The 13885-nt window shown below is 44.7% G+C and carries 11 protein-coding genes; 3 read left to right on the forward strand and 8 right to left on the reverse strand.

The features are described 5' to 3' along the window. The first annotated feature begins 208 nt into the window (after window positions 1-208). Window positions 209-451: a hypothetical protein gene (locus JRG72_08000; GenBank protein ID MBW2135158.1), complete on the forward strand. Its 243-nt coding sequence runs from the start codon at window positions 209-211 to the stop codon at window positions 449-451. 525 nt (window positions 452-976) lie between these two features. Further along, a complete protein-coding gene (locus tag JRG72_08005) occupies window positions 977-3358 on the forward strand; it encodes a hypothetical protein (GenBank protein MBW2135159.1) in 2382 nt (793 codons plus the stop codon). Between the two features lie 120 nt (window positions 3359-3478). On the opposite strand, the gene JRG72_08010 is transcribed toward JRG72_08005, so the two are convergent. From JRG72_08010 to JRG72_08035, 6 genes are all read right to left on the reverse strand, one after another. After that, window positions 3479-4717 (reverse strand): glycosyltransferase family 4 protein, encoded by a 1239-nt coding sequence (locus tag JRG72_08010; protein ID MBW2135160.1) that lies wholly within the window; start codon window positions 4715-4717, stop codon window positions 3479-3481. Continuing rightward, window positions 4714-5583 (reverse strand): glycosyltransferase family 4 protein, encoded by an 870-nt coding sequence (locus tag JRG72_08015; protein ID MBW2135161.1) that lies wholly within the window; start codon window positions 5581-5583, stop codon window positions 4714-4716. The genes JRG72_08010 and JRG72_08015 overlap by 4 nt, the downstream gene beginning before the upstream one ends. A gap of 329 nt (window positions 5584-5912) precedes the next feature. Further along, on the reverse strand, window positions 5913-7034 hold the full coding sequence (locus JRG72_08020) for a glycosyltransferase (protein ID MBW2135162.1): 1122 nt from the start codon (window positions 7032-7034) through the stop codon (window positions 5913-5915). Between the two features lie 3 nt (window positions 7035-7037). Continuing rightward, the gene (locus JRG72_08025; GenBank protein ID MBW2135163.1) at window positions 7038-8306 is read right to left on the reverse strand and encodes an O-antigen ligase family protein; all 1269 of its coding nucleotides are present in this window, start codon (window positions 8304-8306) and stop codon (window positions 7038-7040) included. Window positions 8307-8342: 36 nt separating this feature from the next. Further along, window positions 8343-9458, reverse strand: a complete 1116-nt coding sequence (locus JRG72_08030; protein ID MBW2135164.1) for a glycosyltransferase — start codon at window positions 9456-9458, stop codon at window positions 8343-8345. 10 nt (window positions 9459-9468) lie between these two features. Beyond that, complete coding sequence (locus JRG72_08035; GenBank protein ID MBW2135165.1) at window positions 9469-10770, reverse strand: oligosaccharide flippase family protein; 1302 nt, start codon at window positions 10768-10770, stop codon at window positions 9469-9471. 339 nt (window positions 10771-11109) lie between these two features. On the opposite strand from JRG72_08035, the gene JRG72_08040 reads away from it, so the two are divergent. Next, on the forward strand, window positions 11110-11460 hold the full coding sequence (locus tag JRG72_08040; GenBank protein ID MBW2135166.1) for a DUF4372 domain-containing protein: 351 nt from the start codon (window positions 11110-11112) through the stop codon (window positions 11458-11460). On the opposite strand, the gene JRG72_08045 is transcribed toward JRG72_08040, so the two are convergent. Further along, window positions 11429-12418, reverse strand: a complete 990-nt coding sequence (locus JRG72_08045) for a polysaccharide deacetylase family protein (GenBank protein ID MBW2135167.1) — start codon at window positions 12416-12418, stop codon at window positions 11429-11431. The genes JRG72_08040 and JRG72_08045 overlap by 32 nt on opposite strands. Window positions 12419-12785: 367 nt before the next feature. Further along, complete coding sequence (locus tag JRG72_08050; GenBank protein ID MBW2135168.1) at window positions 12786-13871, reverse strand: GNAT family N-acetyltransferase; 1086 nt, start codon at window positions 13869-13871, stop codon at window positions 12786-12788. Window positions 13872-13885 lie beyond the last annotated feature (14 nt).

Raw genomic sequence — 13885 nt, forward strand, 5'->3', positions numbered from 1 at the left:
ATGCTTAACAAACGAGGCACTGCCGCATCTCTTGCACGAAAGTCCCATAGGCCACCTCCTCATTGGGTTCAGGAGGCATTATAGCATAATTGTGTATCTTTTGGTAACACTCCCCCGCTTTGATCGGAACCGGTATGGTCGCGGCAAGTACCTTAATATTGTTCCTTCTGCCAAATCTATGAATCGGGTACGGGAGAGATTGCGGGAAATGACCAGTAGTGGGGTTCACCCCCCTCTGGAGGCACTGATCGGGAGACTGAACCGATTTCTGTGCGGCTGGAGCAATTATTTCAGCTTTGGCCATCCCCGCCTGGCCTGCCGCCAGGTGAACTGGTATGTGCAAATCCGGCTGCGTCACTTTTTGAGGACGCGGAGCCAACGGCGATGTAAGCAACTTGCTGGCCCCTCCTTGTATCAAGCACTGCGGGCCGCAGGGCTTATCTACCTGTGAATTCAATGCCGTCAACTCCTTGCGAATGCCTATGGCTGAATGATCATCGGTAAGCCGGATGCGGCAGCTCCGCACGTCCGGTTTGACGAGGGGGAGGGGCAAGCAGTGTATGGTCTGCTGGCCTTTTGCCACGCCGTCCGAAAGGGCTGATACTTTGGAAGTCAGTGACCTAAACAATGCTTGGTCCCTCTCTACTCTACAAGCTGTCCTGACCCCTATTTCAACCCCAAAAAGAGAGGGAGAGGACTAAACCTTTTTGCAACGGTCTCAGATTAATACCAGTGACAGGGTCCACATCCTAGCTGGATAATTTAACTGATTTTTTGTAATCCTCTGAACAATCCGCTGGCCGCTAAGCCCGACTTGGATGGGCGGAAGGCACTGGTATAATGATTGAAGGAGGGCTAAAATGGACGAAAAATTATAGATTTTTGTAGAGGGATGAAAAATGCAAAGACAAGGGATTCTCCTTTTATTGGTTTTAATAGTTTTTGGAGGTTGTGAGATGGGAGAAATTCAGGAAATATGGGTAGGCAACAATTTTGGCGTCCCACCATACAGGATGCGGTCAGAACCATTGACTCGGATAAGGTCATCCTCGGTATCCCCCCCGGAATTTATACCATTGACAGCGATTATACCATTCCAAGCAATATAACCCTAAGAGTGGAGCGCGGCGCGACCATCAACGTCCATGAGGGAGTCACATTAAATATCGATGGTGGGCTTATTGCGGGTCCTTACCAGTTCTTCGCCGGGTCTGGAAAGGTAGCTTTTGGCGGGGTTACCGAGATCTATTCTGCCTGGTGGGGGAGCCCGGATTGGAAGACTCCGGAAGGCAATGTTACTGCGCCGCCAGGGTCCCGTTATATCAAGTGCAATGGGACTGCCCCGCTGTACTATCTGAAGGATAGTGGGACGGGAAATACTGGCTGGGTTGCCGTTGGCAGTGGTGGAGGCGGAGTCGATAAATTTCTCGAGTTAAGCGACGCACCTTCGACCTATACCGGCCAGGCGGGGAATGCACTTAAGGTTAATGCTGCCGAGACCGGGTTAGAGTGGGATGATCATTCCAGCAATACAAATAACCCCCACAGGGTTACCAAGGCTCAAATCGGTTTGAGCTCGGTGACGAATCATCGTCAACTCAAAAGAGGTTCTAACGACTTTAAAAAATTTGCCGAGAAAACCAGCCCGGCGCAGACGGACGTAATCCTCATTGAGGATAGCGCTGCAAAGTACGCCAAGAAGAAGGTTCAGATCGGCAATTTGCCTACTGGGAGTGGAGTTGAGAAGTTTATCGAGTTACGCGACGCCCCGGCAACCTATACCGGCCAGGCGGGGAAAGCACTTAAGGTTAAGACTGATGAATCAGGTCTGGAGTTCGTCGAATCTGGCAGCGGCGCTTCTACTTTTGCCGGACTGACTGACACTCACGACTCATATTCTGGCCAGGCCGGCAAGCTTCCAGTTATTAATGCCAGCGAGACCGCCTTGGAATTCAAGGATGCCATAGACGCCAATGCCCGCCTCAAGGTGCTCCGGGAGGGCGTTCTGAAAGGAACCCGGCGAGGGATTAATTTTCATGCTGGCTCCGGCTGTTCCCTAACTGTAACCGATTATGCTGCTGAAGAGCAGGTTGACGTGATCATAGGGCTTGCCGGAGGCGGCGGAACTTGCTTTAACAGTTGGTATGATGTGAAACGAGACTATGGCGCAGTAGGTGATGGGGTTACAGATGACAAAACAGCGATCCAAAACGCCATTGATGCGGCTGGCAATGCCGGTGGGGGTGTAGTTTGGCTGCCTAAGGGAACTTATCAGATAAGCGGCCCGCTGACCTTGAAATCAAATATTTTACTTAAAGGAGTCGGACAGGATGCTACCAGAATCCGAATGAAGGCGGATGCTGGAGCAGTCAGCAGTTTGATTTACGGCGGCTCAGTGTCATCCTTTGCCATTGAAGGTATGACACTCGACAACCAGGCTTCGACCCAGACATATACAGGAATGGATTGCATCTATCTGGATACATGCGAGTTCTTTCGGCTATGCGATTTGGAAATTGTCAATGTTCCAGATGTTGGGGTTTATCTAAAAAAATGCACTAATGGCCATCTTAGTCGTTGTTATTTGTATGAGTGTGGACATACGGATGTATCACAGTATAACGCTGGTGTGGTTATAACAGGTCCGGATTTTAACAATATGAGCGAATACATATTTTTGGATGGCTGTAGTGCTGTAAACTGCGCTGATGAATCAGGTGGTAATAAATGGGAAGGTGCTGGATTTTATGCCCACCTATGCAGCCGCAATATATTTTTCAGTAACTGTGTTGTTTTAAACAGCCGCAAGCATGGGTTTAAACTCCAAGGCAAACGAATCCGGTTATCCAACTGTACTACAATTGATGTAGTCGGCTTTGCTTTTTCATGTCAGCTAACTGACATACTGGGCACCAATCTATCGGTAAGATGCCCGACAGTTTCGACTTATCAAGGATTTGAGATTTATAACAATCCTTACGCAGAAACTACGGATGATTATACTATGTGTCTTTTCAATATTGAAGTTATTGGTGCTCAAAAAGGTATATCGATAATGGGTAAGGGGCATGGCTCAATTGACGCAGTAGCCAAGAATATAAGTTTATATAATTTTTCAATCCGGGAGTGCACAACTACTGCGTTAGCCATAGACGGGCAATGTGAAGATATTAATATAACCAATGGACACTTAATTGACAATTCCGGGGTTATAGGGTTGTATATCCATCCTTCCGGTGGTTATTATCCTAACAGAATATTTGTTGATAATGTTGTTTCTCGGAACAATCAGCAGGGTATGAATCAATGCCTCAAGCGATATTATAAAAGGAAATTGGAAATGTTATTCTTTAGTTGACCGTCCTGTAGTTTACCAGGATTAGGAAAAAAGGCTCGGTAAAACTCGTTAAAATCGTTCCCCTCCCCGCAACGGGGAGGGGTATTTAACTCTTGCTAACGGTTAATATTTAAACAGTTACTAAAGATATTTTTGTAAGGGAGAATGTTGCGCTATGAGAGAAATTGGGTGTTTAGTTTTCAACAACTCCATATAATTTTGGAATAGAGCCTGCCAAATACTCTCAGGGCGGTAATCGTGTAAGACCCGCTGGCGGCCAGCCTTTCCCATCTGCTCTCGCAGTTCTTGGTTCAGCAACAGTTGTCTTAGGACTACCGCCAAGGCCGGGCCATTTTGAGGGGGCACCAAGAAACCTGTTACCTCATCTATTACGGCGTCCACGCTGCCATCCGCGTGGGTGGCGACCACCGGCAGCTCCATGGCCGCGGCCTCTAACAGAACATTGGGGAAACCCTCCCGATAAGTGGGCAGTACCAAAATATCCATAGCCGCATAAGCCGATGCCATCTCTCTAAGACAACCGAGAAACCGTACTTTAGGAGTAGTTTTTAATCTATCCAATATTGCTCTTGGTACTGGATCTTGAGGTTCTTCCTGACCAATCAAAATGAGAAAAAGATCTGGAAACTCATTGGTTAAAGCTTGCCAGGCTTCGGTTAATTCCATGATCCCCTTATCTTTTACAATTCGTCCCACAAAACCCAAGACCACAGCTTCTTTGGGAATCTGATAACGCTCCCTGATCACTTCTCTGGTGCCAGTTGGTAATCTTTGGGGATTAAATTTGACTTTGGCATCAACCCCGTTGCCGCTGCCGAATTTAATGACCTGAATTTTCTCTGGTTGACAGAGTCCTAAGGCTAGTGCTCTTTTTTTAATCGAGAAACTAACGGCAATAACCTGGTGGGCCATTTGACAGGCTAGTGTTTCTGAAAGCATAAGCAGTTTCCGCTTGATACCATTGGAGGTTATAAATCGTAAGCCACGCATCCCATAAATCACGACGGGCACGCCAGCCAGCCGCGCCGCCAGCACTCCAAGAAAACCTGCTTTGGGCGTATGGGCATGGACAATGGTAGGTTTTAATTGCCGGATAAGACGATATAGTTTGCCCAACGCCACCAGATCCTTTAAAGGAGTAATGTAGCGCTGCATTTCAATGCCGTGAACAATCATGCCTTCTTGGAGTGCAGCTTGGTGAAGGGCTTCGCCTGGCGAAGCAACGCCATGAACTTCAAGGCCCTGATGCCTCATATAATTAGCCTGACCACGTAAAAAAAAGGCAAGGGATTCAGGGATGGTAGTAATATGAACCAGCTTCACAGCCTTGTCTAACTGATCACCAAGAACATTGCTCATCGGTGGTCTCTTTGGTTTTGCAGCCATTCTGAGGTCATCTCTTTTATATGGCGGTAGAATGCGATCCGCTTGGGTAACAGAATATCGATATGGTACTCTTTAGCTTTTTTAAGGTTACGGGCGGACATAAGAGCTTGGCGTTCCGGATCGATTGCCACCTCATAAATTTTGCGGGCCAGAGCGTCGACATCATTGGGAGGGAACAGGTCCTCGGGGGCAAGCAGTTCTGGGATGCCGCCTACTCTACTGGCAATACACGGCAGGGCTCGGGCCATGGCCTCGAGCAGGGCGCGGGGCAAACCTTCCATGCGGGAAGGCATGACAAAGAGATCCGCCTGATCCAACTGGAACCGGACCGCTTTTCCAGCCGGCAGCCTGCCAAGAAACCGGACCCGGTTGCCTAATCCCTGCATTGCCGCTCGAGCTTCTAAATCTAACCGATGCTTGCCATCACCAACAATGACCAGATGTATATCCAAACCAGCGCTGGCGCATTTGCTGACCGCGTCGATTAATATATCGGGACCCTTGTAGAGTTGGTTTAAACTCCCAACCTGAATGAGAGTAAAAGGTTCTAGGGTGGAGGGTGGGGGTCGGGGTGTGGAGACAAAGGCGCCATCAGAGAGCTCGACATCCGACACCCCCACAGAATAGGCCGGGCAAGGATAACGACGTTGGAGAGCCTGAGACGTGACATAAAGTGCTCCATTGGCCTCGCGGCAGAGACGTCTCAGTTGCAAGGGAGCCCACCAGCGCAAAAGCGGGCGTAAACAGTGTTTTATTGCACCAGGCGAAAAAGTATCGTAAGGGTCGGCTATTACTTCGACAGCAAAAGGGCGATTCTGGTTGCGAAGCTCTTGCCACACTAGCTCAGCCAGGTTACCTTGTCTCAGGATGACGGCAGAGGGGATTGAACAGGCCAAATGAATTCTTTTTTTAAGTTCAACGAGACGCAAGAGATATTGCCAGGGACCGAGATATCCAGGTAAAGCAAAAAACGATACACTCGGCCCTGCTATTGGAATAGCGGAAGGATATTCTACAGCAAATAACCGCCCGATTACCGTAATAGAATCAAAAACCTGAAGATATCTTTCCCATAAAAGCTCAGAGGTCATACTCGGTGCAGCCGGTTGGCCATTGCAAAGAAAAAATTTCGTATCAACGACAACGGTACAATTCATCTATAATATCCTCATTTCGAAAGTATTTTTGCGTATAAAGTTTGGTAATTAGAAATCATGATTTTGACATCATAGTTATCACACACGTTTTTTTTAGCAACTGCCGCTAATTTATTTGCCTGTCCCGGATTTTTCAAAAGGTACGTAATCTTTTCTGCAAGGATGCCTGGATTTCCTGGTGGGATTAATAACCCTTCCACCCCATCTTTGATAACATCGGGTATTCCGGCTATTTTAGTCGCCACTATAGGTTTTTCAGATGCCATTGCTTCCAGGAGGGCAATGGGTAGGCCCTCTTTAATGGAAGACATGACAAAGATATCCATTATTGCTAACATTTCTGGGATATCTGTTCTCGAACCGGTGAAGATAACCTTACCATTGAGGCCAAGTTCTGCTGCCTGGCTTTTTAAAATATCCTCCAGATGACCTCCACCCACGATTATAAATCTCACTTCAGGAATTTCTCTGGTAACTAGGGCTGCAGCTTCTAAAAGGTACTTATGGCCTTTGGGTTCTACCAGACGACCAACTGTGCCAATGATTTTTACACCCTCGGGAATAGCCAGGCTGGTCTTTATGAGTGAGGTGTTAAACGGCCTGCTGAATCTGCTGACATCGACGCTATTATTTATACAAACAATTTTATCTGGCCTTACGCCTTGTTTGGCGAGCATGGCACACACTGCGGGAGTGACTCCCACGATTATACTATTCCTTCTCATAGAAAGAATGTCCACCAGCTTGTACAAAAAATTATTTTCTCTCCAAAAATCAATACTGGGCTCGGTGAATATAATTGGTACTCCGGTCAGCAGGGAAGCCAGGGAACCCCAAAGATTAACTCTTGAACCATGGGCATGGATAAGATCTATTTTATTTTTCCTAATAAATTTAATGAGTTTGGGGATTCTCACCACCCCCCATGCGCTTTTCAGACCAGGGAGATATTCCGTTTTAATCCCCAACTCTTCCACAGCAGGAATAATCTTGGACATAAAAGGGCCATATTCTCCGAAGACGATGAATTGGCAGAATTTTTTATCAAGATAGCGGGCCAAATATTTAATCATTTCCTCGGCCCCGCCTAAGTCTAAGGTGATACTTAACTGCAGAAGCTTAATTCTAGTCATCGTTTATGTCTTTCTTATTAATACAGAGGCTTCGTTTGCCAGAAAATTGCTATAGCGGCTAAGCGCTACGCCGATGATCAGCCATTCCGTATTTCCGGACAAGTCCAGACTTGCCAAGGCAAAACAGAATGCCGTGATAAAAAGAAATATTGCACCGAAATTATATCTATCAACTTCCACTATTCTTTTGAACAGTTGGATGAATAGAAAGGCCATAAAGATTAGACCAACGATTCCTCCTTCTGCAAGAATTTCTATTATCAGATTATGTGGATACCTATCGGGGGCCTTTGGATCATAAGATCCTCCCAAAGGTTCGAAATATCCGCCTAATCCTTTCCCCACTACAGGGTTGTTCTGAAAGACCCTGAGCCCTAACTTTCCCAAATACATACGTCCTAAGACATTTTCGTCGGTTTTTATAGTACTTGACTCGGTTATTAAATTAAGATAGCGATATGAGGTCTCAGGCTTTAAGACCACAGGAGTTACAACAATTACTACTGTAATCATAAGTATTGCAACATATTTAATGATATATTTGCCCTTGTGGTAAAACATCATCAAGCATGATACACATAAGCCACAGAACAAGCCAATAATCGGGCCCCGAGACGCGGTCATGATTATTATAAATATGGCCGTAGCGATAACAAGACCTCTTGAAACCAGTCCAGTAGTTCCCCGCAGGCCAGAGAGGTTAGTCAAAGAAATAACTAGGGCCAGGACGCCCATTCGAGATACTTCAATAGGATTCAAACCCAATATAGTGGCTCTTTCCGAGCTAAGATCATCCTTCCAAAATAGTAACTCCGCAGCAACAATTAGAGCAATTATTTGAATGGCCAGGCCGAGATAATTTAAAGAACGGCTCTGAACTTTTGAAGTAAGCATAATCATGACCGGCAAAAATATTCGCATACCGAAAATCTCGAATTTTCTAATTCCATATTCTAGATTCGTAGTCCATAACAAAGAAAGCAAGAGATAGCCCACAAAACAGGCAAACGATGCAATGATAAGCCAATCAGGCGAAGATTCCCGGATTCGGGGATTACAAAGAAATGCCAGAAGATGAATAAACGCCGGGATAAAAAGGAGGGTGAAATAGGGAATCTCAAAGTTTAAGATTTTAAAATAGACCAGTGGAAATATCAGATAGATAAAGCCGAGGAATAATAGCGGCACCGCTAACCAGACAATTTTTCCCCATAACTTAACGGTTAGGCTCAGCAGGACCAAAGCACTAAGTGTTAATGCTAGGTAGACCATTTAATTCCCTTTTATGAGCATCTTAATTCTGGCCAGCTACTTTCCTTTGGTTGATGAACAGATCTCTTCCAAAAATTCAACCGTTTCCCTGGCCGCCACCCTCCACGATAGGTGCTGTTCAGCAAACTGACGCGCCTGCTCACCAAGCGAATGTCGATTTTCCCTGATAAGCTCATAAAATTCTTTTATCTCTAAGGAAAGCTGAGCAATGGTCGTATAACTGCCATTTGCAATAAAGGGCTGCGCCTCAGTTAAAATAGGATCTTTATGCCCCAGAAGGGTAGGCAAGCCGCAGGCTAAATAAGTCCTCGTCTTTAATGCTTGGGTTTCCTGCGTATTTTTGCGATATCCGGCTAAGGCACCAATACCGATATCCGCGGCGGAAAGGGTATGAGATAAATCTTCGGGAGGTTGCCAGGGGATGAGGCGGACTCGCGGTAGCACTTCTTTGGAGGCCATATTTTTAATCACACTAATCGGCAGATTTCCTACAAGCCACAAATAGAAATTTTGCAGCTCTGGGGTTTCCAGGCATTGGAGCAGAATATCAATCCCATGCCAGGGAGCCAGAGCGCCAATCATAACCAGGAGGGGTGCGTCAAGGGGGGTATCAAATTCTTGACGCAAGGATGGGTTATAGCCGTGAAAAACAAAAGAATCGATATCGACGCCATTCTTGGCCAGCAGGAAAGGCTTCTCTTTCTTGCCTGATCTGACGGCGTAGCGATAAATTTCTTCAGAAACTGCGGCAATCCCAGCCGCATGACTATAGATCCATGATTCAGTAACATAACAGATGGCCAGATTAGCGAATCTGCGTTGTACCCAAAATTCTGGTAAAGTTTTAGTGTTCAACTCTACCACATAAGGAATCTTATGGCGGACAACCTCTTTAATACTAAATATGTCACCACTGCCAAAGCGGTAATAAATTATATCGGGATGAAACTCGTTGAGCACTTTTCGAGTTAACTTGGCCATCAGATATTTTCGCTTTATGACAGAGGCGAGGCCGGAATTATACTCGAGTGGACTGAGCAATTCAATTTCAAAGCCCTCATCTGCCAGGCCTTTAACCATTTGTTTTACATGATCTCGCGCCCCACTTTTAGGACCTGCCATCGGGTAGCTTGTAAGATAAAGGACTTTCATTTATATTTTGCTATCCTCCTGTCTTTGCTTTTGGGACAGCTAAGGCATGCAAGTTTATAAAAAACAGCATGATATACATGACCGACATGATAACACTGTATACTAGAATAGCTAACAGGGGAGACCATTTGGCCTGGTAGGTGAGGTAGAGGCCGCCTGCAACCAGTATTAACCGCATTGCATCCCAGAACACTTGCCAACCCAATTTTTCCAAAACGTAAAGTGTCTGTGAAAGCGGAATCATGACAAATTTAAGAAAAAACATCGGTGCCATGATCTGGACATATTTACCACTTTCCTCCCATACTGCCCCAAAAAAGAGTCCGAATATTTGGGCACCAAGTAAAACCAGTATCAAGGTAGGCAAGAGCGCCAGCAAAGAAAGTTTATTGACTATTTTCAGAAACAGTTTTTTTAAGTTATGAGGTTTCTCTCTGAAAATGCTTGCCGCTTCGCCCAGGTAGACCTTAGCACTGGCCTGACTTAAGAGCCCTATCGGCCCATCGATCATCCGCTGACTGAGCATAAACCATCCTGCCACTTTGGGGCCATAAAAACTAGCCAGCAAAATGGTAGGCAATTGTAATCCCAAGACATTCATTAGACCAGAACCGGTTGCTATAATTGGAAACTTACGATACCGCCAGCCAGCCCACCTCATCCCTTTAAACGATATCTTTCTTAACGGTTCCTTATCCCTTTTAAACATTGAGAGAGCAAGAAAGCTATTACCACTAGCCCGTCCTACTATTTCCCCAATTAGAAGCCCAATTAGACCCTCATGCCATAGTCCTACTCCGATCTGAGTGCTAACCTGTCCAAAACTTCTGGTAACGTTGGTTCTGGCAAGCTGGACAAAAGACCCTTTTCTCACTGCCCAGTAAGTAAGTATTTGATATGAACCGCCGCCTAACAAACCTAGCGGTATCAGGTATAAAAATGGCTTCATTACCATCATATTAACCATATAACAAAGTTCAGTACCTAACAAGAACATAACCACTAACGTTAATAAGCTAATAAGTAATACAATTATAGATGATAAAGCTAATATATTTGCTGCAGTACCGTCGTCATCAGGCAATGGAATGGCCATTTCATAGCGTAATGACACAATAATTACTAAAATTGATAAAATTGACGCATATACTGCAAAGACGCCAAAATCACTAGGACTGTAAATACGAGTAATAATTGGGGAAGTTGTAATTACCAATAACTGTCCAAGTGCTGTCCCACTTATTAGAACTAGAACATTAGCGGCAAAGCTCCCTTTTCGAGGAATTATTGCTTTGAGGGCTGAAATATTCATACATTATTAACTTAACAAAATATCAATGGTCATACTTGGGTTGCTCCAACTATCAGGTCTTAAAAACTTAGCAGTAAGCGCAGTGCCGTCCGGTTAACGATACTTAAAAAGTGCCAGTAATAGTTAAGAAAATAGTCCCCATAACTGCCAATTATGTTATAATGTTTTAGCGAAAAAGCGAATAACCAAAAGGAGTTATGGAGACTATGGCACATCTTGACACAATCTTGGGGCAAATGCTACAACTAGTACCGAGACATGTTTTGACCATATCGTTGCTCCCATTCCTGGGCAGGTCCGAAACCCAGAAAATTTTTATATTGGTCACAGTTTGGCGCCATGCTCTGCGCTCAGTTGAGTAGTCGCAAGAGTCTCAGAGATTTGGTGTTTAGTCTCAATCAACACGTCAAAAAACTGTATCACCTGGGCCAGTCCGCGGTGAAACGCTCTACCCTGACAGAAGCCAATGAACTACGTCCGGCCATTATTTTTGAAAAGGTTTATCACAAGTTATTGCACCGCTTATATGGCGAGATGACCCGCGGCGTAACCTTTGGGAGATCATCTGTCCTAAAAAACGCCCTCCGTCCTCGGCCAATAACCAAATTCCTTTACTCAATTTCTGTGCCGGACACTGATGCACTTCACTCAGGTCTGTTCAGGATGACAATCCTTGAGTCAATGGCATAGCGTTTAAACTGATCGTCTTCTGGGTTATGGCTTTGACATATTCTTTCTGAGTTAAGTTGATGATCTCGCCTCGCCTTTGCCGTTGTTCAATTAGGTGCAAGATCTCTGCCAAGATCTCGTACATCCTGTTGCCAGTAATAAAATTATGAGGATGGGTGTATAGATGCACCACCCGGTTATTGCTAACTGCATCAGCAATAATGTTTTTCCATCGTTGAATAATCAGCGATGCCGGCATTTGCTTCTTTAAGCCATACAGCCAGGTTAGCACAAACCCTGAAGGTATCCGCACCAGAGTCTCGGCTGGCGGATGGGGCTGGGATTGTTGCTTGACATTTAACTCGACGCACACATTTCGGATTTTGTCGAAATACTTTATCAACCGGTTGGTGGAGAGATTAGGTTTCAGGAAAACCTCTCGATAACCGATAAACCCAGCCCGTTTCAGTTCTTCCGTATAACCGATCATATTAATGGGATAAACAAAAGTCATCTCCGCTCGATTTCTAAAGCTGCTAATTCGCTGCAACGCCGCCATCTCCCGGAGGAACTCCTCCCGGCTGACAAAGAACTCGATTAAGGGAACATGGGTAAAGCCATGGGCGGCAATTTCATGCTGGCTCTCTTGGGCAACCAGCTTAAACGCCGTTGGATTTAACCAGCCCTCGAAGCATTGCAAGGCTGCCTCTTGTTTGAAGCTTTCCAACCATGATTTCCCATTTAACCATACATCCGCAAAGAGGTCCTGATGGGCAAAATATTCTTCTATTGACATAGTAAAAGCACCGACAAATGCAAAGGTCGCTTTGATGTTGTGGCGATCCAAGAGCTCAAGCAAGTGCTCATACGTTTTATTCAGGTTTGCGTTTGTTAAAGCGACCCGCAGACCATCGGAAAGATGATGGGAAATACCCCATTTGCCTTCACAATCGAATGAAATGATAAAGGTCCCCGGCATTTGTTAATTTCTTCTCTTTAGCTGTTCAAGTCAAAGAGCTATCCTCTGTAGTACTTTTTTCAGGCATCGGGCGTTTCTAATGTCTGTTTCATAGGGATAAAGTCTGAGGTCTTTGCAAAGACGGTCCTGAAATCCGGCAAAACATCTATGGTGGCCCTCATTGTCAAGACAAAAAATCGGTTAGTTTATGTCACAGCGGGGGGTGACAATTGTGAACATAAGTTCTTATATAATGTTAGTGGCAGAATCTTGTAGTCCAAGACCAGTTGGCCGCTGGCCGGTATGCTCGGACCGTAAAGTTTGCATTTTTGAACCCCTTTCCGATCCCTACCTGTGCCTTAATACACTGTTTAAATTTTGGGGTCCATTATATAGATTCATAGAACACTCGGATCGGCACCCGATACTCCGGGAAAAAATCTGAATCGTTGGCAGAGTTACCCCCGGCAGCCAGCCTTCGGGTTTTTAAGAATTGATAATACTTTGTGTCGTGAATAACCTTACCTATGTAATAGTGAGTTTGGCACGGGGAAAAAGAGGCCTTGAACTTGAACAAAGTATCATTAGGCTGATATCCGCCCCCTAGATGGAAATATTTTATGCCACGACTCTTGGCCCAAAGCGCTACCTCGAAAAGTAAGAGATTATTAGCAGCCAGATGGCGCATTTCATAACTTGAACCAGCAAGAAAGTAATGTATAACAGTATCTGTAAATAGAAAAATCGACGAAGCAATTATCTCATTCTGGTATATACCATGAAATAAGGCCATATTATTATTTAGTAACTTAACCATAGCCTTAAACCAGTCTTTGGAAAAAAAATAATATTTATGGGCATTAACTCTATCCATAGTGGCATAGTAGAGGTTATAAAAAGCATCTAAATTTGCAAATTTTTCATCATTTACTATAATTACCTTGTTTTTTTGTGCTTTTTTTACTGCGGCACGGCAGCCCTTGGTAAGCTGCTTCCATAAACCAGCTATACTTAAGGTAAGATCAATTACGACAGTGTCATTCCAGTGTTGAATGAATACCTTTTTGGGGGTGTAAGAATGATTTTTTAAAACCGGATTGAAGCGTATAAATTCTGAAACGATGCAGTTTTCCTTGCAATATTGATTAAATATATCAAAAAAGGCGTCCATATTAACTCTTTCACTGCTGCGTAAATACCCGCCGTAGCCATAAGGTGTGATTATATCTACGATATTGTTGGGAAGATCATTAAAAATAGGTATATTATTAATCTGTCTCGTTAGAAAAGGATTTAATACGAAATCCTTATCTGTTTCGTAATATACAAAACAAGTGGCCTGACCATCCCCATTGAGTTCCCAGAGATAGGCATATTCTGGCGTAAAGAATATATCACAGCCTAAAAGATTACAAAGAGCTTCCCATTTCTGCCTCATGGGGACATCTTCCCAAGTAAGTATTTCATAGAACATTATATCAAGTTCCC

The sequence above is a fragment of the Deltaproteobacteria bacterium genome, assembly GCA_019309545.1.
Classification (GTDB): Bacteria; Desulfobacterota; Desulfobaccia; order Desulfobaccales; family Desulfobaccaceae; genus Desulfobacca_B.

Excerpts from the sequence above, each read along its gene's own strand:
- JRG72_08000 (MBW2135158.1), top strand. The coding sequence starts at position 209 with ATGACCAGTAGTGGGGTTCACCCCCCTCTGGAGGCACTGATCGGGAGA.
- JRG72_08005 (MBW2135159.1), top strand. The coding sequence starts at position 977 with ATGGGTAGGCAACAATTTTGGCGTCCCACCATACAGGATGCGGTCAGA.
- JRG72_08010 (MBW2135160.1), bottom strand. The coding sequence starts at position 4,717 with ATGAGCAATGTTCTTGGTGATCAGTTAGACAAGGCTGTGAAGCTGGTT.
- JRG72_08020 (MBW2135162.1), bottom strand. The coding sequence starts at position 7,034 with ATGACTAGAATTAAGCTTCTGCAGTTAAGTATCACCTTAGACTTAGGC.
- JRG72_08025 (MBW2135163.1), bottom strand. The coding sequence starts at position 8,306 with ATGGTCTACCTAGCATTAACACTTAGTGCTTTGGTCCTGCTGAGCCTA.
- JRG72_08030 (MBW2135164.1), bottom strand. The coding sequence starts at position 9,458 with ATGAAAGTCCTTTATCTTACAAGCTACCCGATGGCAGGTCCTAAAAGT.
- JRG72_08035 (MBW2135165.1), bottom strand. The coding sequence starts at position 10,770 with ATGAATATTTCAGCCCTCAAAGCAATAATTCCTCGAAAAGGGAGCTTT.
- JRG72_08040 (MBW2135166.1), top strand. The coding sequence starts at position 11,110 with ATGCTCTGCGCTCAGTTGAGTAGTCGCAAGAGTCTCAGAGATTTGGTG.
- JRG72_08045 (MBW2135167.1), bottom strand. The coding sequence starts at position 12,418 with ATGCCGGGGACCTTTATCATTTCATTCGATTGTGAAGGCAAATGGGGT.
- JRG72_08050 (MBW2135168.1), bottom strand. The coding sequence starts at position 13,871 with ATGTTCTATGAAATACTTACTTGGGAAGATGTCCCCATGAGGCAGAAA.